This is a genomic window from Oleiagrimonas sp. C23AA (genome assembly GCF_011759385.1).
GTDB lineage: Bacteria > Pseudomonadota > Gammaproteobacteria > Xanthomonadales > Rhodanobacteraceae > Oleiagrimonas.
In genome coordinates this window covers 304,871-325,390 of the sequence record NZ_JAARLY010000004.1, presented here as the reverse complement: position 1 = coordinate 325,390, position 20,520 = coordinate 304,871, and the positions used below count along the sequence as shown (strand labels likewise).

Here is a 20,520-nt window from a genome sequence, read left to right as displayed (position 1 = left end):
GCCGCCGCCCAGGCCATGGCCAACTCAGGCGTTGGCCTTCTGATGCACGCCAAGCACGGCACGGCCGGACGGGTCATCATGGCCGGCAAAGCTCTGCGACCAGCGATAAGCGGTCGGCGTGGAGCAGGCGATGGAAGGGCCACCGGGCACCAGGCGCGCGGCGTTGTCGCCCGGATAATGGCGCTCGAACAACACGCGGTAGGCGTAGGCCTCCTTGCTGGCCGGCGGATTGACCGGAAAACGTTGCGCCGCCACCGCCATCTGCGCGTCGGTGACCTGGGCCTCGGCCCAGTCCTTCAGCGCATCGATCCAGCCGTAGCCCACGCCATCGGAAAACTGCTCCTTCTGCCGCCACAGCACCGAATCAGGCAGCAGACCGCGACCGGCCTCGCGCAGAATGTTCTTCTCGATGCGCCCGTTGCCCGGACGCTTGATGGAAGGCGCCATTTGCATGGCCACGTCCAGGAACTGGCGATCCAGGAACGGCACGCGTGCCTCCACGCCCCAGGCCGCCATCGACTTGTTGGCGCGCAGACAATCGTAGTTGTGCAGGCCGTCGAGCTTGCGCACCAGTTCCTCGTGAAACTCGCGATCATCCGGCGCCATGTGGAAGTACAGATAGCCACCGAAAATCTCGTCGGCGCCTTCACCGGACAGCACCATCTTGATGCCCATGGCGCGGATGCGCCGCGCCATCAGGTACATCGGTGTGGACGCGCGAATGGTGGTGACATCGTAGGTTTCCACGTGCCGGATCACATCCGACAGCGCGTCCAGGCCTTCCTGCACGGTGAAGTGGAAACTGTGGTGAACCGTGCCCAGCGCATCGGCCACGGTCTTGGCCGCGGCCAGGTCAGGTGAGCCTTCCAGGCCAATGGAAAAGGTATGCAGGCGCGGCCACCAGGCGTCGCTGCGATCGTCATCCTCGGTGCGCTTGGCCGCGTATTTGGCGGTCAGCGCGGCGATCAGCGATGAATCCAGGCCGCCGGAAAGCAGTACGCCGTAGGGCACGTCGCTCATCATATGCCGGTGCACGGACTGCTCCAGCGCCTCTCGCAGCGGCGCGGGGTCCGACGGGCCGGCCTCGACCTGCTCGAAAGCGCGCCAGTCCGGGCTGTAATAACGCTGCGGGCCACCCGATTCGCTGGTCTGATAGTGCCCGGGCGGGAACGCCTCGATGCTGACGCAGATCCCGGTCAGCGCCTTCATCTCCGAGGCCACATACATGCGCCCGGACGCGTCGTGACCGGTGTACAGCGGAATGATGCCGATCGGATCGCGCGCAATCAGCCAGTCGCCGCGAGCGCGATCCCAAAGCACGAAGGCGAACATGCCGTTGAGACGATTGAGGAAGTCGTGGCCCTGCTCGCGGTACAACGGCAGGATCACCTCGCAGTCCGAATCGGTGGCGAAAGCGTAGTCAGCTAGTTCGGCGCGCAACTGACGGTGGTTGTAGATTTCACCGTTGACCGCCAGCACCTGCTCGCCATCGGCCGAGGTCAGCGGCTGCGCGCCATGCAGCACGTCGACGATGGCCAGACGCTCGTGGCAAAGAATGGCATTGGGGTCGGCGTAGACACCACTCCAGTCGGGCCCGCGATGGCGCAGGCTGCGTGCCTGCTCAAGCAGGGCAGGGCGCAGCGCGCTGACGTCGCCGGCCGGGTCCAGTACCGCCACAAAACCACACATGTCTGACATCTCCCAAGGGCTGGGGATCATGCTGGCACGCAGCATACTGACGGTTGAAATGAGTTTTGGTTGGAACCTGAAGCCGCAACCCCGCCGAAAGCCTCGATTCGTCAGCTGCGACCGCCGTCGACCACCGGTTTGCCATCGACCAGTTTGAAGTGGAATCGATAGCGCAGGCTGAACGGCTTGGCGGCCTTGTTGCCGACAAACCAGCGTGACCCATCGGGTTCGGTTTTCCACGTACCCACGCGCAGCGGCGTGAAATGCCATTGCAGCCCGGCCTTGCGCACCGCGGCGTCGAAGGCGCGGGTCGTGGCATCATCGGTTTCCTCGCCGTCGATCAGCACGCGCTTGACCGCGCCCTGGCGGTCGACCACCAGGGTGGCGGTCACCGATACCGGTGCCAAGCCCCGACCGATCAGCGCCTTGGGATAGGTCGGGATGACCCGTTTTTCTTCCTTGGCGCCCAGCGCCGACTGGCCGGCTTTCAACGTGTAGCGTGCGTGTGGACCGGGCGGCGGCTCCACTGCCTCGTAGGAGACGTCACCACTGGGCGACGCGGTTTTGACCGCCACATGCTCGCATCCTGAGATCAACGCGACCGCGGCGAGCGCGGCCGGCATGCACCATCCTCTGGCTTTCATGCATTACTCCTTGTTGTCCGATCAACCGTGACTGGACTGGACCACCGGTTTGCCGTCGACCAGCTTGAAGTGAAAGCGGTACGTCAGACTGAATGGCTTGCCCGGCCCATCATCGACGCGCACCGAAGTGCCATCGGGCTCGGTCTTCCATAGCGAATCATGCAACGGACTGAAGCGCCATTGCCGCACCGCTTCACGCACCGCGTGGTCGAAAGCCTGCTGGTCGGGGGTATCGGTGGCCATGGCCGGAATCAACACGCGCGTGACCGTGCCCTGGGCGTTGGCCACCAGTGTGGCGGTCACCGACGTCGGCGGCAGCTGCTGCGGCACCAGGGCCTTCGGGTATACCGGCACGACGTGATGCACAAAGGCCGCGCCGACCATCTGATGCCCTGTTTTCACCTTGTAGTGCGACACGCCCTGCGGGGACTTCACCGCCTCGTAGGACACATTCGGCTTGGGCGCCGGCGGGGGCGGTGGTGTCGGCTTGACAGCATGCTGACAACCGGCCAGTGCCAGCACTGCCGCCATCAACATGAGCCTGCCGGTTTGTCCCTGGTTTATCACCCAGCGCATCGCCACTTCCCGTGTGTCGGCCTTAGGTTAGACTATAGCGCAGCCGAACGCCGCCACAAGCCAGGCCTGACGGGCTAATCCTTACCCGATTTCGGCGCCGGCTTTAAGTGCTCAAGTTGAGGCGTGTACGCTTTCACAAAGGCGTTGTGCAGCACGTTGACCACCGCCTGCATGGTGCCCAGCTTCTTGTCATCGATGCTGCCGTGGATGGGCACACGGGTGGCGAACTGATTTTTCTCGTGATTCTTGAACAACCAGGTGACCCCCTGTGCCACGGCCTCCCATGCTGCGTGCAATGGACCCTCATGGCCCTTTTCAACATCCTGCTTCCAGCTGAAGATTTTCATGTCCTTGAAAAGCGGCTTGGCGTAGCCGTCCAGATGGCCATGCTTGGCGTCCAGTTCCATCACGAAGTCGCCGTGCCCGGAGTCGAAATCCAGCCCGGCGTAGGCGCGGGCCAGGCTGTTGGCCTTGGTCAGATCGATATGCAGCACGCGCAGCTGAAAGCTGAAATTCTTCATATGCGAGAGCGGATCGAAAGCGGCCTTGGCGTGCAGGGGCGCGCCGCCCAGTATCTTGGCGTCGGCGCGGAAAGTGGCCACGCGAGCACCATCCTTGCGGCTGGCATTGGTCAGATTGGTCGCCACCGCGTCGACTTCGGTCGCCTTCAGATCCACCCGTGGCTTGGAGATGAAGTTGTGGAAGGTGACCGTGCCATTATCGACACGCACCTGATCGAGCTGAATCGGTACCAGCTTCTGCAGCTGTACGCGCCAATCCACGCCGGTGCCGGCCTGGGTGTCGCTGTGGCCTGAGCCGTCGACGAAGTTGAGTACGGGCCGCTTGAAGTCGACCTTGGCACGAATCGCCCCATGCCAAAGCGCGTGCCAACTCAAGGAGATATTCATGTGCGGCGTGTCGAGCAGAGGCACCGGCACCTTGCCGCTGACTTTGGTAATGGTCAGCCCGTCCAGCGAGTAAGCACCTCGCCAAAGATGCAGGTCGACGTCATCAATGTGCCCGCTGTAGTCGCCCATGTCGGCCATGCGCGCGTTGAGCTCGTGGCGCACAATATCCGGCAACGCCAACCGGATGGCCAGCAGCAGCACGACGACGACCAGCAGGATGGTCAACGGCAGACGGTAACGGCGTTTCACGGGCGCTCCGGCACATGCAAGTACCGTGATGCTAACCGTTCATGCATGACGTTGCGCCAAACATATGGCCATCCGTCCATATCGTCCGGGTGTATATTTGCCGGTGAGCGGTGCATCCCCCTGACTGGCTTGAGTGCACCGCCAGCCTGGTGCTGATCGGAGGAACCCGCCATGCATCGTATTCGCCTGACCCGTATCGTTCTGGTCCTGCTGCTGGGGCTTTCGCTTGGCGCGACCGCCATGGCCAGACAGCCTGACACCCGCACAGTGGTCCATTATCAGCATCCGGCCGGCTTCACCGAAACCAAGCGCCTGCATGGCGCCGGCATCTTCAATGAGGACGATGATTACCTGGCCCAGCTCAAACGCTACTTGATCAAGCAGGCAGACGGCGTGCTGGCGCCCGGTCAGCGACTGGAGGTGACCATCACCGACATCGCCCGCGCGGGCAGTTTCGAGCCATGGCTGGGACCCAACTTCGACCATGTGCGCATCATCAAGTCGATCTACCCACCGCGCATCGAACTCAACTTCACGCTGTACGGTACCAACGGCACGGTGCTGCGACAGGGCCAGCGCAAGCTGACCAATCTGGCATTCATGGATACAGTAAGCAGCACCAACCAGGATCCGCTGCGCTACGAGAAAGCGCTGATCAAGAATTGGCTGCGCCGTGGGCCGGATCGCCTTTAGCAGCCGTTGGCCCACACTGTCATGTCGGGCGGGCAGGCGGGCTGTCCTTGGCGCCCGCCCCCGTGCATAAAAAACGCCGGCAATAGGCCGGCGTTTTGGTGGCGGCGCATACGGCCCGAAAGCGAGCCGTGGGCGCTTAGTGCTTGAGATTCTTGCGCAGACGCTCCAGCGCCTGCAACTGAGCCATGGCCTCGGCCAGCTTGGCCTGGGCCTCGGCCACCTCCAGCGCATCAGTGCGATTGGCCAGCGCCTGCTCGGCTTCTTCCTTGGCCTTCTGCGCCGAGGCTTCGTCCAGATCAGTGGCACGCGCTGCGGTATCGGCCAGCACCGTCACCACCTGCGGCTGCACTTCGAGAATGCCGCCGGAGACGAAGAACGACTGGCGCTCGCCGTTGGCCTGCACCACTTCCACCGGACCGGGCTTGAGGCGGGTGATCAGCGGCGCGTGACGCGGCGCGATGCCCAGCTCGCCCTGCTCGCCGGTGGCAATGACCAGCGTGGCTTCGCCGTGAAAGATCTCGGCTTCGGCGCTGACGATGTCACAGCGGATGGTTGTCATGGGATTTCTCTCTCGCTTCGCTCGTTCGGGGAAATCGGGGATGGGGCGTCGGGGATGGTTGGAACGCAGTGCGCGCAAGTGCGGCGCTCTGCGAGTCCCAACTCCCTATTCTCCATGCCCGGAAGGCAGCCTCAGGCTGCCTTCTTCGCCCCCATCTCCTCGCCCTTCTTGATGGCATCGTCGATGCTGCCGACCATGTAGAAGGCCTGCTCGGGCAGGTGATCGACCTCGCCCTCGACAATCATCTTGAAGCCGCGGATGGTTTCGCTCAGCGGCACGTACTTGCCCGGCGCACCGGTGAACACTTCGGCGACGTGGAACGGCTGGCTGAAGAAGCGCTCGCACTTGCGCGCGCGGGCCACGACCTGCTTGTCCTCTTCGGACAGCTCGTCCATGCCCAGAATCGCGATGATGTCCTTGAGCTCCTTGTAACGCTGCAGGGTACCCTGCACCTTGCGCGCCACGTCGTAGTGCTCCTGACCGATGATCTGCGGATCGAGCTGACGACTGGTCGAGGCCAGCGGATCCACCGCCGGGTAGATACCCAGGCTGGCGATGTCACGCGACAGCGCCACGGTCGAATCCAGATGCGCGAAGGTGGTGGCCGGCGACGGATCGGTATAGTCGTCGGCGGGCACGTAGACCGCCTGGATCGAGGTGATCGAACCGGTCTTGGTGGAGGTGATGCGCTCCTGCAGCACGCCCATTTCCTCGGCCAGCGTAGGCTGATAGCCCACTGCGGAAGGCATGCGGCCCAGCAGCGCCGAGACCTCGGTACCCGCCAGTGTGTAACGGTAGATGTTGTCGACGAAGAACAGCACGTCACGGCCCTTGCCGTTCTCGTCCTTTTCGTCACGGAAGTACTCGGCCATGGTCAAACCGGTCAGCGCCACGCGCAGACGGTTGCCCGGCGGCTCGTTCATCTGGCCGTAGACCATCGCCACCTTGGACTCGGGCAGGTTGTCTACCTTGACCACGCCGGCGTCCTGCATCTCGTGGTAGAAGTCGTTGCCCTCGCGGGTACGCTCGCCGACACCGGCGAACACCGACAGACCCGAATGCTGGGTAGCGATGTTGTTGATCAGCTCGAGCATGTTCACGGTCTTGCCGACGCCGGCGCCGCCGAACAGGCCGACCTTGCCGCCCTTGGCGAACGGGCAGACCAGATCGATCACCTTGATGCCGGTTTCCAGCAACTCGCTGGCCAGTGCCTGCTCGTCGTAAGCCGGCGCCTCGCGATGGATCACCCACTGATCGTCGGCCTCGATCGGGCCGACCTCGTCGATGGGGCGGCCCAGCACGTCCATGATGCGACCCAGCGTGGCCGTGCCGACCGGCACCTTGATGCCTTCGCCGGTGTTCTGCGCGACAAGACCGCGCTTGAGGCCATCGGTGGAGCCCAGCGCGATGGTGCGGACCACGCCGTCACCGAGCTGCTGCTGCACTTCGAGGGTGATTTCGGTGCCGTCGACCTTCAGCGCGTCGTACACCTTCGGCACCTGGTCGCGCGGAAACTCGACGTCGACCACCGCGCCGATGATCTGAACAACTTTGCCCTGGCTCATGTCTTTGACTCCGAACCTCTAACCTTTTAACTGTACCGTTCCCGCCGACGGCGGCAACACGAATACGAATAATCTTGCGTTGGCCTCAAACCGCCGCGGCACCGCCCACGATCTCGGAGATCTCCTGGGTGATGGCGGCCTGGCGGGCCTTGTTGTAGACCAGCGTGAGCTCGTCGATGACCTTGTTGGCGTTGTCCGAGGCGGCCTTCATGGCGACCATGCGCGCGGCGTGCTCACTGGCCAGATTCTCCAGCGTGGCCTGGTACACCAGCGATTCCACATAACGGCTCAGCACGTGCTCGAGCACGCTGCCGGCGTCGGGCTCGTACAGGTAGTCCCAGTCGTGCTCGCGCTTGATGTCGATCGCCACCACGGTGTCGCCATCGCCCTGCTCGCGGCTTTCCTTGCGGATCTGCTCGGCGGCGGTCGGCAGCGGCAACAGTGCGTCCAGACGCGGCTTCTGCACCATGGTGTTGACGAAATCGTTGAAGGCCAGGATCACGCGGTCCAGCTTGCCGCCGGTGTAGGCATCGAGCACCACCTTGATGGAGCCGATCAGCTGCTCCAGCTTGGGACGCTCGCCCAGGTGCGTGGTGGTGGCCACCAGGTTCACACCCTTGATGCGACGGAAGAACTGCACCGCTTTCTGGCCGATCGCGACCATGTCCACTTCCACACCCTTGTCCTGCCACTGGCGCACATCGGCCAGCACCTTGCGGAACAGGTTGGAATTGAGGCCGCCGCACAGGCCGCGGTCGGTCGCCACGACGATGTAGGCCACGCGCGCCACATCGGCACGCTCGACCAGGAACGGATGACGAAAGTCCGTGCTGGCCTGGGCCACGTGGGCGATGACCTGGCGCATGGAACGCGCATACGGACGCGAGGCGCGCATCAGATCCTGCGCCTTGCGGATTTTCGAGGCCGAGACCATTTCCAGAGCACGCGTCACCTTACGCATGTTTTGCGTGCTCTTGATCTTGGTTTTGATTTCGCGTCCGCCTGCCATTTTCTCGCTCGCTCTGCTCGCTCGGGGGGGGAATCGGGAATGGAAAGGAAAGAAACGGCGCGTCAGCGCTTTTTTTTAATTCTCTATTTCCTATTCCCGGCTCTTCACCAACTACCGGTCTTCTTGAACTCGTCCAGGGCCGCCTTGAACTGGCCCTTGATGTCGTCGTTCCAGTTGCCGGTCTCGACGATGGTGCTCATCAGCTGGCCATGGTTCTGATGCATGAAGGCATGCAGCGCCTTCTCGAACGGCAGCACCTTGTCGATGGGCAGATCGTCCAGATAGCCCTCTTCGGCGGCAAACACCGACACGGCCAGTTCGGCAATCGACAGCGGCGCGTACTGGCGCTGCTTCATCAGCTCGGTGACGCGCTGGCCACGCTCGAGCTGGGCGCGGGTGGCCGCATCCAGATCCGAGGCGAACTGCGCGAAGGCCGCCAGCTCGCGGTACTGGGCCAGCGACAGCTTGATGCCGCCGGACAGCTTCTTGACGATCTTGGTCTGCGCCGAACCACCCACGCGCGACACCGAGATACCGGCGTTCACGGCCGGCCGGATGCCGGCGTTGAACAGGTCGGTCTCCAGGAAGATCTGGCCGTCGGTGATCGAGATCACGTTGGTCGGCACGAACGCGGACACGTCGCCGGCCTGGGTCTCGATGATCGGCAGCGCAGTCAGCGAACCGGTCTTGCCCTTAACCTCGCCGTTGGTCTGCTTTTCCACGTACTCGGCGTTGACGCGCGCGGCACGCTCGAGCAGGCGGCTGTGCAGGTAGAACACGTCACCCGGGAACGCCTCACGGCCCGGCGGGCGCTTGAGCAGCAGCGAGATCTGGCGATAGGCCACGGCCTGCTTGGACAGGTCGTCGTACACGATCAGCGCATCTTCGCCACGATCGCGGAAGTACTCGCCCATGGCGCAACCGGCATACGGCGCAATGAACTGCAGCGCGGCCGACTCGGAGGCCGAGGCCACCACGATGATGGTGTGATCGAGCGCGCCGTTCTCTTCCAGCTTGCGCACGACGTTGGCGATCGAGCTGCGCTTCTGGCCGATGGCCACGTAGATGCACTTAATGCCCGAGTCTTTCTGGTTGATGATCGCGTCGACGGCCAGCGCGGTCTTGCCGGTCTGACGGTCACCGATGACCAGCTCACGCTGACCACGGCCGATCGGGATCATCGAGTCGACCGACTTGTAGCCGGTCTGCACCGGCTGGTCGACGCTCTGACGCCAAATCACGCCCGGGGCCACCTTCTCGACCGGGCTGCTGCCCTGGGCCTCGATGGCGCCCTTGCCGTCGATCGGGTTGCCCAGCGCGTCGACCACGCGACCCAGCAGGGCCTCGCCGACCGGCACTTCCAGGATGCGGCCGGTGGTCTTGGCGATGTCGCCTTCGCGCAGATGCTGATATTCACCCAGCACCACGGCGCCGACCGAGTCGCGCTCCAGGTTCAGCGCCAGGGCGAAGGTATCGCCCGGCAGCTCGATCATTTCGCCCTGCATCACGTCGGCCAGGCCGTGGATGCGCACGATGCCGTCGGACACGCCGATCAGCGTGCCTTCGTTGCGTGCCTCCGAGGAGAGCTTGAACTGCTCGATGCGGTGCTTGATCAGTTCGCTGATTTCAGAAGGGTTGAGCTGGGTTGCCATAGTCGTTTCCCGGCGATCTCAATCTTTAATGGGTAAGGGCGGTGGCGAGCTGCGCCAGGCGGCCACGGGCGGAACCATCGATCACCTCGTCGCCGGTGTCGATGATGACGCCGGCCAGCAGCGCCTCGTCGACCACGGTGTCCAGGTCGATGTCGCGATCGAAGCGGCGCTTCAGCGACGCCTTGAGCGTGTCGCACTGGGCAGCGTCCAGGGCCATGGCGCTGGTCACGCGGACCTTCAGCACCGACTCGGACTCGCGCTTGTGCGCATCGAACTGGGCGGCGATGTCGGCCAGCAGACCAAGACGGCCGTGTGCGGCCAGTTCGCCCAGGAAGTGGCCGAACGGGCTGTCCTCGGACACGCCTTCGGGCAGATGCAGTGCGACCAGCTGCGCGGTAGCCGCGCGCGGATCGTTGCGAAGCTCGGCCACGTTCGGGTCGAGCGCCACACCGGCGGCAAACGCCAGCTGCTGCGACCATGCATCCAGTGCGGACGCCGAACGCGCCAACTCGAAAGCGGCGCGCGCGTAGGGACGGGCGAGAGTGATCGCTTCCATCGCTTAAATCTCGGCGGCCAGCTGGTCGAGCAGCGCCTTGTGCACGGAAGCGTCCACTTCGCGCTGTACGATCTTCTCGGCGCCCTTGACCGCCAGCGTGCCCACCTGCTCGCGCAGCTGTTCGCGGGCGCGCTGGGCCATGGAGGCAATTTCATCCTCGGCCGCGGCCTTCTGGCGGTTGATCTCGGCCACGGCGTCGGCGCGGGCCTTGTCCAGAATCTGGCCGGCCTGCTGCTGGGCCTTGTCGATGATCTCGGCGGCCTGCTGACGGGCGTTCTTGATCTCGTCGGCGACGCGGGCGTCGGCATCCTTCAGCTCGGCACGCGCGCGTTCGGCGGCGGCCAGGCCGTCGGCAATTTTCTTCTGACGCTCTTCGATCGCCGTGGTGAGGTGCGGCCAAATGAACTTGACCGCGAACATGATCAGCAGGGCAAACGCGATGACCTCGCCGATCAGGGTGCTCGCATTGAATTGCATCGCTGCGCTACCTGTGCATGCGTGAAGCTAGAAGGCACGGATGCCGGGGTTGCCGCATCCGTGCCGAAGGATCGGTGTCCGACCTTGCAGGCCGATCAGCCCTGGTGCAGGGCCGACAGCAGCGGGTTGGCCACCGCGAAGTACATGGCCAGCGCCACGCCGATCAGGAACGCGGCGTCGATCAGGCCGGCCAGCAGGAACATGCGGCCCTGCAGCATCGGAGCCAGCTCCGGCTGACGGGCGGCCGACTCAAGGAACTTCGAACCCATGATGCCGATACCGATACAGGCACCGATAGCGCCCAGACCGATGATGAGGCCAATGCCCAGCGCCGTGGAGGCCTGGACCGAAGCGATGAGGGCGGCGATGTGCTCCATGACTTTCTCCTAAAGAAAAGCTTTGTTTGCTTTGGTTTGTTGAAGTTGAAGGGTAAAGCGGGTTCGATCAGTGGTGATCGTGGGCCATCGAGATGTAGACCACCGTCAACACCATGAAAATGAAGGCCTGAATGGAAATGATCAGGATGTGGAAGATGCCCCACACCGTGTAGCCGAGGATACCGGCGCCGAACAGCGCCCAGCTGCCGGCGCTGAACAGGCCGGCGATCAGCATGAACACCAGCTCGCCGGCGTACATGTTGCCGAAAAGTCGCATCGCCAAACTGACCGGCTTGGAGGCGAGCTCGACAATATTCAGCAGCAGGTTGAACGGGGCCAGCCACGGGCCAAACGGCGCCGTGAACAGCTCTTTCATGTAGCCGCCGGCGCCCTTGGCCTTGAAGCTGTAGAAGATGACCAGCACCAGCACCGTCAGCGACATCGCGAAGGTGAGGTTCAAATCGGCGGTGGGTACGGCACGGAAGTGGCCGGCACCGGCCGCACCGAAGATGGTCGGCATTAGGTCCACCGGCAGCAGGTCCATCAGGTTCATCAGGAACACCCAGACGAACACGCTCAGCGCCAGCGGGCCGATGAAGCGACGGTCGCCATGGAACACGTCCTTGACCTGGCCGTCGACGAACTCCAGCACGATCTCGACAAAGGCCTGGCCCTTGCTCGGCACGCCGGAAGTGGCCTTGCGTGCCTTCAGCCAGAACCACAGGCAGAAGATCACGCCCAACGCCACCGACACCAGCAAGGAGTCGATGTGCACCGGACCCAGCACGCTGTCTTTCAGCGTCCAGAAGTTCAGGTGGTGCTGGATGTATTCGGTGAGTCCGCCTTCGGGTGCACTCGCCATCTGCTTTCCGCCCTATTGCTTTATTGATGTCTTAAGCGTGATCAGGTTGACCGCCAAGGCCAGAACCAGTCCCGCAATCGCAGGCGCCGGCGGAAGATGCCAGCGCACAGTGATCAGGAACAGTCCCCCCAAGACGGTTACCCACTTTAAAAGCATACCAGCCAGGAAGCGTGCCAGGCTCGCGCCAGCTCCCATTCCTGCAAACACACGAGCGGCCAGCAGCGCATTGCCCAGCGCCACCAGCAGCCCGCCCGCCAAGGCGGAGAGCGCTGCTCCCCGTCCCAACGTCAGGAAAATGAGACCCGCCAACATCGCCACAAGCAGCTGTGCGACACAAAGTCGCAGCGCTAGACGACGTCCGGCAGCAAGACTGTTAAGCACTCGGGCTTCCCGTGCGGTCGCGCCAACGGCGCAGCCAGTCAAAGTGATCGGCCACGGTCGAGTCGGAGAATTATATCAGCGGCAAGATCGGCGGGACAAGCCATCAGGGCGGCCTGAAACACGCCTCAAGCTGGGGTCGCCGCGGCGCCGCGACAAAGCGGCAACAAACTGAATGGATTTAAGAAAAAGAAAAAAGGCCGGCGGTCATGCAACCGGCCGGCCTTGCCGCACCCGAGGGGGAGGAGAATGGGCGCGAAAAAACTGCAAATGTGGGTAAGGAGAATCAGGCCGCCTTGCTGGCCGTCTTCTTCGGCGCCGCGGCGATCACCGGCGGCACGGCCAGGGCGCTGACGTCCTGCGCGGTCTGCTGCGCAATCTCGAGCATGTCCTGACCGGCGCTGATGCTCTGCTCCAGGTAGGCGCGATGCAGCTTGCTGCCCTTGTCCCAAAGCTGGCGCAGACTGTTGGCGTCGTGAGCCTGAAACGCCTCATTGGCGAACTCACCGGCCTGCTCGGCCTGCGCTTCGAAGGTCTTGAGCTGGAGCGCGGCCATCTGTTCGAAGCCCTTCAACAGGGCGGCCTGCGCCTTGAAGGCGTTGTCCGTGAACTGACGCGCGTAACCAAAAGCCTGAGTATTCATACCTGCGTGCCTCCGCACTGAAGGTGATGGGGTAGGGCAAAGCCTAGCAGCACATTTTGTGCGTTGCAACAAAATTTAGGCGAGGCGTATTTTGGTTACGGAATCAGTCACCTTTGTGATGATTGGCGCCCGCCATAGGGCGCCACTTGCGCGGTGCGTCAGAGCGGGCGGGCGTAGGCGGCGCCGGCGGTGCAGGTCTCATGCACCACCACTTTCGACAAGGCCGGCAACTGCTGACGGGTGCGCTCGAAAATCCAGCGCGCCAGATTCTCGCTGGTGGGGTTTTCCAGCCCCTCGATCTCATTGAGATAGTGATGGTCCAGCTGCTCGTAGATCGGCTTGAACGCGGCCTTGATCTCGGCGTAGTCCATCACCCAACCGGTATGCGCGTCCGGCTCGCCGGCCACGTACAGCTCGACGCGGAACGAATGCCCGTGCAGGCGCGCACACTTGTGACCCTCGGGCACATTGGGCAGGCGGTGAGCGGCTTCGATGTGGAAGATCTTGAAGATTTCCATGCTGGACATCCTGAAGGCGACCGCGTCGCGGGCACCCTGCTGAAAGTGGGAAACGTGCAAGTATATCAGCGCGATGGCGCATGCGGCGGCGCAGCACCTGGCGCCCATGCGGCGCTGTGCCGCAAGTACAGCGCGCGCGTCGCGTGACAGGCTTTGCCACCCCAGTTGCAGCCGCCCGCTCCGCCCCGCGATGCGTCGCCTTCCCCGAAACCTGCGCCTGATTCGCGGTGCCGCCTTCCTGGCGATGGCACTGCTGGTCTGTGCGCCGGTGGTGTCGCGACTGCTTTCGCCGGCACAGCTGCCCACCGCCTGGTGCGGGCAGGCGCCGCCGCCCAACCACGCGCTGGGCCTGGATTGCTGCGGCTATTGCTCGCTCCTGGGACACAGCCCGCTGTCACTGCAAGCGGCGAAGCTGCCTGTTTTGCGGGCGCTGGCGCCGCCGCCATGGGTGACGCCACGCACTCTGGGCCAGCGCCAGGCCGCGCGCCCGCTTGAACCACGCGCACGCGCACCGCCGCGCGCCGCCTGATTCGAATTCGAACTTGCCCGCCCCCACTACCGCGCCACCATCTGGTGACGCGATGGCGGGCGCCTGTCACGACATTCAAGCGGAACCCATTTGATGAATCACCGTTGCCACTTCGGCGCGGCGCGCACCCCTGCGCGCGCCGCCGCCCTGTTGACCTCACGAACCGCCCTGACGCTGGCGCTGACCGCCGCACTGCCTTGCACCCCCGCGCTGGCGGACACGCCGCACCGCCACGCACCCGACGGCCAAACGCTGGAGACGGTCCACGTCACCGCCTTGCGCACCGATGGCCCGCTGGTCACGGCCACGGCAACCAACCCTCCCGACCAGCCGCCTGCCAGCGACGGCGCCGACGTACTGCGACGCCTGCCGGGCTTTGACGTGGTGCGCAAGGGCGGCACCAACGGCGACCCCAGCCTGCGCGGCATGGGCGGATCGCGCCTGGGCATCCTTTCCGATGACGGCCGCATCGGCGGCACGTGCCCCTCACGCATGGATCCGCCCACGGCCTATATCTCGCCGGCGCTGTATAGCAAGGTCGTCGTGATCAAGGGTCCGGAAAGCGTGATCTACGGCGCGGGCCATTCGGCCGGCATCGTGCGCTTTGAGCGCGACAAGCCCGACCTGACCCAAGCCACCATGAAAGGCGACGCCAGCCTCACCGTGGGCAGCAACGACCACCGTGCAGCCAATCTCAACCTGACCGCCGGCGATGCCCACGGCTATTTGCAAGCGAGCGCCAGCCGCGACCGCGCCGATGATTACGATGACGGCCGCGGTCAGCGCGTGCGCTCGGCCTACATGCACTGGAACGCGCAGCTCACCGCCGGCTGGACACCGGATGCCGACACCCGCGTGGCGTTGTCAGCCGGGCGCGGCAATGGGCGCGCCGCCTATGCTTTCGCCAGCATGGACGGGGTGCAGTTCAAGCGCGACACGCTGTCGCTGGAGGCCAGCCGCACGCACCTTGCGCCGTGGTGGTCAAAGCTGGAGCTATCGCTTTACGACAACCGTGCCAACCACATCATGGACAACTACACGCTGCGCGAACCGGACCCCAGCAGCATGATGCCGATGGCGATGGCCGCCAACCTGACCCGACGCTCTTTCGGTGGCCGCCTGGCCGCCACGCTGACGCCTTCCAGCGACTGGTCGATCATCCTCGGCGGCGACGCTCATACCGATACCCACCACCATCGCAGCGGCGGCCCGCGCGGCAGCATGAGCGATTACCACGACCTGCCACTGGCGCGTGATGCACGCATCGCCGACGCCGGCCTGTTCGCGCAGGCGACCTGGCAGCTGGACGAGAGCCAGCGCCTGGTCGGCGGTATCCGCGCCGATCGCGCGCAGATGCGTGCCTACCAGCTTCAGGCCATGAGCATGGACGATGGCAGCGGCGGCATGGCCGGTATGGGCACCAGCATGGCCGGCGACATGGACATGAGCATGCCGACGACAGGCACGGTGGCACAGACCCGTCACGACCTGCTGCGCGCCGGCTTTCTGCGCTATGAAACCGACGCGAACGATATGCCGGTGCATTTCTACGCCGGCCTCGGCCACAGCGAGCGCGAGCCGGACTACTGGGAGCTGCTTGGCGATCATGCCGACAGCCACGTCAGTGATTTCCTGACGCTGCGCCCCGAGCGCACCACACAGCTGGATATCGGCGCACGCTGGCAAGGTGAGCGCTTCAAGGCCTGGGTCTCGGCCTACGCCGGCCGAGTCGATGACTACATCGTGCTGCACTTTCCAGCGGCCGGCATGAGTGGCGCCTACGCCAGCAACGTGGATGCCCGCATCGCCGGTGGCGAGGCCGGCCTCGATTGGCAAGGCGCGCACTGGTCGCTCGAAAGCGCACTCAGTTACGCCTGGGGCCGCAACGACAGCGAACACCGCCCGCTGCCGCAAATGCCGCCGCTGAAGCTGAAAAGCGAGCTTGGCTACCGCCAAGGCACCTGGCAGGTGCATGCCACCTGGACCGTGGCCAGCGCCCAGCATCGCGACGCAGTGGGCGAGGGCACCATTGTCGGCGCCGATCTGGGGCCATCGGCCGGCTATGGCGTGCTCGGCCTCAACGCTACGGTGAAGCTCGATGCGCGCTGGCAGCTGGCGGCCGGCATCGACAATGTGCTGGACAAAACCTACGCCGAGCACGTCAACGCCGCACCGGTGGCACTGGCCGGCTACGTGGGCAGCGATGCCACGCGCATCAACGAGCCCGGCCGCACCGCCTGGCTGCGCGCCAACCTGCACTTTTAAAATTGATCCGCTGCCGGTCCGCTTTCCATCGCGGATCGGCAGCGTTCATGCGCGTGGTCGTGTAGGTCACGTGGCGCTGGCAAAGGGGTGTGTACACGCGAAATTCGCGGGGCCGCGCCTAGCATCGTTCAGGCTTTCCGGCATGCCGACCAGCGACGCCACAAGGCTCGCGTTAGCGACCTGATGCCGCCGGCAAGGAAGGCAGACGGTTTCGCGGACCCTTTTGCTCCCGGTAGCACCGGGCCGGTCCGATGTGGAATCGCAGCCCGATGCGGTCATCGTGCGACGCCCCGCCAGGAGCGCCAACGCGGCAAACGGGCTTGCGATCGGCTCAACGGCCCGCCCATGGGCCGCCAGCGGTGTCAACGAGCATGCATCGATCCCCCCCCTCAATGCGCAGGTCCACCAACGGCTTCAAACGCACGGCACGCTCACGAGTCGCCCCGCTCGGGCGCCTTGCACGCCTGCTGCCGCCGGCGGTGATGGCGCTGCTTTCCGGCTGCAGTCTGGAACACGGGTTTCTGCACCCGCACGGGCGCGTTGCCCACGACGAGCGCACGCTGTTTTTCGAGGTGATCGCCCTCACCCTGATCGTGGTGGTGCCGGTGCTGGTTGGCACGCCCTGGCTGCTGTGGCGCTATCGTCGAGGCAAGAACAACAACGCCGCCTACAAGCCCAAGTGGACATTCTCCTGGACGCTGGAAATCCTGGCCTGGGGCGTGCCGATCCTGATTGTGGCGGTGCTCGGCGTGATGGTGTGGATCAACTCGCACAAGCTCGACCCTTACCGGCCACTGCCATCGAATCAGAAGCCGCTGACCGTGCAGGTGATCGGCCTGGACTGGAAATGGCTGTTCATTTATCCGGACCAGCACGTGGCCAGTGTCAACCAGCTGGTGATTCCCACCGGACGCCCGGTGCATCTTGAGATGACCTCGGACACGGTGATGCTGTCGCTGCTGATTCCGCGCCTGGCCGGGCAGATCTACGCCATGGCCGGCATGAAGACCCAGCAATGGCTGCAGGCTGACCAACCGGGCAACTTCCGCGGCGAGAACACGCAGTACAACGGCTTTGGTTTCCAGAAGCAGAAGTTTCGCACCATCGCCATGGCGCCGGCGTCATTTGAAAGCTGGATCGACAAGGTCAGGGCCAGCGGCCAGTCGCTGGACTGTCCCACCTATAAGCAGCTGGCGCGCCCCAGCAATGTCGACAAGCCCCGCTTTTACCGCAGTGTCACCCCGGGCCTGTTCTCCTGGGTGATCCACAAATATGTCCTGCACCCGGCTCCGGCCTGCGGTGCCGCAGCGAACGGATCGCACGCATGAACGCAAGCCCGCTCTGGCATTTCTTCTTTGGCGAGCTCAACTACAACTCGCTGCCGTTCTACAGCCCCATCGCCACCATCGGCGCCGGTGCCGAAGTGTTCGGCGCGCTGGCCGCCATCGCACTGATCACCTACTTGGGCAAGTGGCGCTACATCTGGAAGGAGTGGCTGACCAGCCTGGACCACAAGAAGATCGGCATCATGTACGTGATGCTGGCGCTGGTGATGCTCTCGCGCGGCGTGATCGAAGGCATCATGATGCGCACGCAGCAGGCCATGGCCATCAATAACCCCGGTTACCTGCCGCCGGAGCATTTTGGCCAGCTGTTCTCCACCCACGGCACGATCATGATCTTCTTCATGGCCATGCCGTTCCTGACCGGCCTGATCAACGTGGTGATGCCGCAGCAGATTGGCGCGCGCGACGTGCGCTTTCCGCTACTCAACGCGATCAGCCTGTGGATGACTGTGGCCGGCGCCGGCATGATCCTGATCTCGCTGGTGATCGGCAAATTCTCCACCGGCGGCTGGAGCGGCTATCCGCCCTACACCGAGCTGCACACCATGCCGTCGGTCGGCCCCGACTACTGGATCTGGGCGCTGACCTTAAGTTCGATCGGCACCACGCTGACGGGCTTGAATTTCGCCGTGACCATCTACAAGGAACGCGCGCCCGGCATGAGCTTTTTCAAGCTGCCGCTGTTCACCTGGACCTCGCTGTGCACCAGCATCCTGATGATCTTCGCGATGCCGCCGCTGACCGTGTGCACGCTGATGCTGGCTCTGGACCGCTACGCCGACTTCCATTTCTTCACCAACGGCATGGGCGGCGACATGATGAATTACGCCAACCTGTTCTGGCTGTTTGGCCATCCGGAGGTGTACATCCTGATCCTGCCTTCGTTCGGCGTGTTCTCCGAGGTGTTCGCCACCTTCTCCAGCAAGCGCCTGTACGGTTACAAGTCACTGGTGATCGCCACCATGGTCATCGCGGTGCTGTCATTCACGGTGTGGCTGCATCACTTTTTCACCATGGGCCAGAGCGCCGGCGTCAACGCGTTCTTTGGCATTGCCACCATGCTGATCGGCATCCCCACGGGCGTGAAAATCTACGACTGGATGCTGACCATGTACCGCGGCCGTGTGCGCCTGACCACGCCGATGCTGTACTCGGTGCTGTTCATGGTGCTGTTTGTGATTGGCGGGCTGACCGGGATCATCCTGGCCACGCCGCCGGTGGACTTCCAGCTGCACAACACCACCTTCCTGGTGGCGCATTTCCACAACATGCTGATCCCCGGCACGCTGTTCGGCATGCTGGCCGGCTACAACTTCTGGTTTCCCAAGGCCTTTGGTTTCCGTCTCAACGAGGCCCTGGGCAAGCTCAGCGCCTGGTGTTTCGGCATCGGCTTCGTGTTGGCCTTCTTCCCGCTGTACTTCACCGGCATCCAGGGCATGCCGCGACGCGCGCAGGAAATATACAACCCGGCCTTTGCGCCTTACATGTATGTGGCCGAAGTGGGCGCGGTAATTCTGGGCCTGGGCCTGTTCGCGCTGATCGCGCAGTTGCTGGTCAGCCTGTGGCAGCACAAGCGCACGCGCGTGCCACTGGGTGACCCGTGGGATGCGCGCAGCCTGGAGTGGTGGTCGCCATGTCCGGCACCGGAGATGAATTTCTATACCGTGCCCAAGGTGCACGACCGCGATCAGTTCATGTGGATGAAAGAACACGGTAGCGCCTATGTGCTGCCCGACAAGGACGCCTACGAGGACATCCAGATGCCCAACAACAGCGCCACCGCGGTGGTGATGGGCGCGGCCGGCTTTGTCGGCGCCTTTGGCCTGGTCTGGCATATCTGGTGGATGGCCATCCTGGGACTGGTGGTGGTGTGGGGTGCGGTAATCGCACGCAGCTTCATTACCCATACCCATCACACCATCAGCGCCGACCAGCTGCGTGACCAGCACAAGGCGTGGCTGGACAAGGTGGCTGCCGCCCAGCCGGTGTCGCGCGACCACGAAACCGACCCCACCAATCAGGGCCTGGCGGAGGTGGCACCGTGAGCGAGCAAAAACACGCCGGGATAAACCTTAAGAACAAGGACCGCGACACCCACCAGCAGGCGGAGAGTCCGCTATTCGGCTTCTGGGTGTTCATGATGAGCGACGCGGTGATCTTCGCGCTGCTGTTTGCCACCTACGGCGTGATGATGCACAACACCGCCGGCGGCCCGGGCACGCATCAATCGTTCGAGCTGAAAAGCGCCTTCATCGAGACCGTGCTGCTGCTGGTGTCCAGCTTCACCTTCGGCATGGCCTCGCTGTCGATGAAGTACCGCCCCGAACGGCTACGGCACCTGGTCGGCTGGCTGATCGTCACGCTGCTGCTGGGCATGACCTTCCTGGGCTTTGAGCTGCACGACTTCCACTCCATGGCCGGCAAGGGAGCCGTACCGCATCGCAGCGGCTTTCTGTCGGCGTTCTTCGCCCTGGTCTCCACGCATGGCCTGCACGTGGCCTCGGGCTGCGTATGGACCATCATCATGCTGATCCAGCTGGGCGTGTTTGGCCTGAGCGATCAGGTCAAGACGCGGATCATGCGGCTGGGCCTGTTCTGGCACTTTCTGGACATCATCTGGGTGGGCATCTTCTCGGTGGTCTACCTGCAGGGGTTGCTGTAATGGAAAACCACGCCGAATACCGCAAAGAGCTGCGCAAGTACGCCACCGGGCTGGGTTGGGCCCTGCTGCTGACAGCGATCCCGTTCGCCGTGGTCGCCTGGCACCTGCTGTCGCCGGTATGGGCGCTGACGCTGATCTTCATCCTGGGATTGACCCAGGTGGTCGCCCACTTCAAATATTTCCTGCACATCGGCCGCAGTTCGCACCGCGATGATCTGAACCTGCTGCTGTTCTCGACCCTGATCGTGCTGCTGATGGTCGGCGGCACCCTGGTGGTGCTGTTCAACCTGCACTCGCGGATGGTGTAGCGCTCAAACACCCACCTGCGACACAAAAAAACCGCGCCCGTTAAAGGGTGCGGTT

22 protein-coding genes are annotated in these 20,520 nt (G+C 63.9%); 7 read left to right on the top strand and 15 right to left on the bottom strand.

Translation table 11 applies throughout. From position 1 onward, the window contains the following. Nucleotides 1-24: 24 nt before the first annotated feature. The 4 genes from asnB to HBF24_RS09315 all read right to left on the bottom strand — a co-directional run bounded on the left by asnB (nucleotide 25) and on the right by HBF24_RS09315 (nucleotide 4,066). On the bottom strand, nucleotides 25-1,689 hold the full coding sequence (gene asnB, locus HBF24_RS09330; RefSeq protein ID WP_167172218.1) for an asparagine synthase B: 1,665 nt from the start codon (nucleotides 1,687-1,689) through the stop codon (nucleotides 25-27). 110 nt (nucleotides 1,690-1,799) lie between these two features. Continuing rightward, the gene (locus HBF24_RS09325; RefSeq protein ID WP_167172216.1) at nucleotides 1,800-2,333 is read right to left on the bottom strand and encodes a hypothetical protein; all 534 of its coding nucleotides are present in this window, start codon (nucleotides 2,331-2,333) and stop codon (nucleotides 1,800-1,802) included. A 21-nt stretch (nucleotides 2,334-2,354) separates the two neighbouring features. Further along, nucleotides 2,355-2,870 carry an energy transducer TonB gene (locus tag HBF24_RS09320; protein WP_167172214.1) on the bottom strand — a complete coding sequence of 172 codons (516 nt, stop codon included), beginning with the start codon at nucleotides 2,868-2,870 and terminating at the stop codon, nucleotides 2,355-2,357. Between the two features lie 113 nt (nucleotides 2,871-2,983). Further along, a complete protein-coding gene (locus HBF24_RS09315; RefSeq protein ID WP_167172213.1) occupies nucleotides 2,984-4,066 on the bottom strand; it encodes a DUF748 domain-containing protein in 1,083 nt (360 codons plus the stop codon). A gap of 171 nt (nucleotides 4,067-4,237) precedes the next feature. Between HBF24_RS09315 and HBF24_RS09310 the strand changes: the two genes are divergently transcribed. Further along, complete coding sequence (locus HBF24_RS09310) at nucleotides 4,238-4,759, top strand: DUF3016 domain-containing protein (RefSeq protein ID WP_240922351.1); 522 nt, start codon at nucleotides 4,238-4,240, stop codon at nucleotides 4,757-4,759. 136 nt (nucleotides 4,760-4,895) lie between these two features. Here HBF24_RS09310 and HBF24_RS09305 read toward each other — a convergent pair whose 3' ends face one another. The 11 genes from HBF24_RS09305 to queD form a co-directional block, all read right to left on the bottom strand. Then, complete coding sequence (locus tag HBF24_RS09305) at nucleotides 4,896-5,318, bottom strand: F0F1 ATP synthase subunit epsilon (RefSeq protein ID WP_167172210.1); 423 nt, start codon at nucleotides 5,316-5,318, stop codon at nucleotides 4,896-4,898. Between the two features lie 131 nt (nucleotides 5,319-5,449). After that, nucleotides 5,450-6,883 carry a F0F1 ATP synthase subunit beta gene (gene atpD, locus HBF24_RS09300; protein WP_167172207.1) on the bottom strand — a complete coding sequence of 478 codons (1,434 nt, stop codon included), beginning with the start codon at nucleotides 6,881-6,883 and terminating at the stop codon, nucleotides 5,450-5,452. Nucleotides 6,884-6,968: 85 nt separating this feature from the next. Further along, entirely contained in the window at nucleotides 6,969-7,892 is a 924-nt protein-coding gene (gene atpG, locus HBF24_RS09295; RefSeq protein ID WP_167172204.1) for a F0F1 ATP synthase subunit gamma, read from the bottom strand. Between the two features lie 104 nt (nucleotides 7,893-7,996). Next, on the bottom strand, nucleotides 7,997-9,544 hold the full coding sequence (gene atpA / locus HBF24_RS09290; RefSeq protein WP_167172201.1) for a F0F1 ATP synthase subunit alpha: 1,548 nt from the start codon (nucleotides 9,542-9,544) through the stop codon (nucleotides 7,997-7,999). Nucleotides 9,545-9,569: 25 nt separating this feature from the next. Further along, a complete protein-coding gene (locus HBF24_RS09285) occupies nucleotides 9,570-10,100 on the bottom strand; it encodes a F0F1 ATP synthase subunit delta (RefSeq protein ID WP_167172198.1) in 531 nt (176 codons plus the stop codon). A gap of 3 nt (nucleotides 10,101-10,103) precedes the next feature. Then, a complete protein-coding gene (locus HBF24_RS09280) occupies nucleotides 10,104-10,577 on the bottom strand; it encodes a F0F1 ATP synthase subunit B (protein WP_167172195.1) in 474 nt (157 codons plus the stop codon). Between the two features lie 95 nt (nucleotides 10,578-10,672). Further along, nucleotides 10,673-10,954, bottom strand: a complete 282-nt coding sequence (gene atpE / locus HBF24_RS09275) for a F0F1 ATP synthase subunit C (protein ID WP_167172192.1) — start codon at nucleotides 10,952-10,954, stop codon at nucleotides 10,673-10,675. 67 nt (nucleotides 10,955-11,021) lie between these two features. Then, on the bottom strand, nucleotides 11,022-11,816 hold the full coding sequence (gene atpB / locus HBF24_RS09270) for a F0F1 ATP synthase subunit A (protein WP_167172189.1): 795 nt from the start codon (nucleotides 11,814-11,816) through the stop codon (nucleotides 11,022-11,024). Nucleotides 11,817-11,828: 12 nt separating this feature from the next. Then, nucleotides 11,829-12,197, bottom strand: coding sequence for an ATP synthase subunit I (locus tag HBF24_RS09265; protein WP_167172186.1), 369 nt, complete (start codon nucleotides 12,195-12,197; stop codon nucleotides 11,829-11,831). A 283-nt stretch (nucleotides 12,198-12,480) separates the two neighbouring features. Then, nucleotides 12,481-12,837, bottom strand: a complete 357-nt coding sequence (locus HBF24_RS09260; protein ID WP_167172184.1) for a phasin family protein — start codon at nucleotides 12,835-12,837, stop codon at nucleotides 12,481-12,483. A gap of 158 nt (nucleotides 12,838-12,995) precedes the next feature. After that, nucleotides 12,996-13,355, bottom strand: coding sequence for a 6-carboxytetrahydropterin synthase QueD (queD, locus tag HBF24_RS09255; protein WP_167172181.1), 360 nt, complete (start codon nucleotides 13,353-13,355; stop codon nucleotides 12,996-12,998). Between the two features lie 190 nt (nucleotides 13,356-13,545). Here queD and HBF24_RS09250 point away from each other — a divergent pair, with 190 nt between their 5' ends. From HBF24_RS09250 to HBF24_RS09225, 6 genes are all read left to right on the top strand, one after another. Then, nucleotides 13,546-13,884, top strand: coding sequence for a DUF2946 family protein (locus HBF24_RS09250; protein ID WP_167172178.1), 339 nt, complete (start codon nucleotides 13,546-13,548; stop codon nucleotides 13,882-13,884). A gap of 93 nt (nucleotides 13,885-13,977) precedes the next feature. Next, on the top strand, nucleotides 13,978-16,149 hold the full coding sequence (locus HBF24_RS09245; protein ID WP_167172176.1) for a TonB-dependent copper receptor: 2,172 nt from the start codon (nucleotides 13,978-13,980) through the stop codon (nucleotides 16,147-16,149). 371 nt (nucleotides 16,150-16,520) lie between these two features. Beyond that, nucleotides 16,521-17,477: a COX aromatic rich motif-containing protein gene (locus tag HBF24_RS09240; RefSeq protein ID WP_206064251.1), complete on the top strand. Its 957-nt coding sequence runs from the start codon at nucleotides 16,521-16,523 to the stop codon at nucleotides 17,475-17,477. After that, on the top strand, nucleotides 17,474-19,540 hold the full coding sequence (locus tag HBF24_RS09235) for a cbb3-type cytochrome c oxidase subunit I (RefSeq protein ID WP_167172174.1): 2,067 nt from the start codon (nucleotides 17,474-17,476) through the stop codon (nucleotides 19,538-19,540). The genes HBF24_RS09240 and HBF24_RS09235 overlap by 4 nt, the downstream gene beginning before the upstream one ends. Next, a complete protein-coding gene (locus HBF24_RS09230; protein WP_167172171.1) occupies nucleotides 19,537-20,157 on the top strand; it encodes a cytochrome (ubi)quinol oxidase subunit III in 621 nt (206 codons plus the stop codon). Before HBF24_RS09235 ends, HBF24_RS09230 begins: the two co-directional genes overlap by 4 nt. Continuing rightward, on the top strand, nucleotides 20,157-20,465 hold the full coding sequence (locus HBF24_RS09225; protein WP_167172168.1) for a cytochrome C oxidase subunit IV family protein: 309 nt from the start codon (nucleotides 20,157-20,159) through the stop codon (nucleotides 20,463-20,465). The genes HBF24_RS09230 and HBF24_RS09225 overlap by 1 nt, the downstream gene beginning before the upstream one ends. The last annotated feature ends 55 nt before the right edge of the window (nucleotides 20,466-20,520 follow it).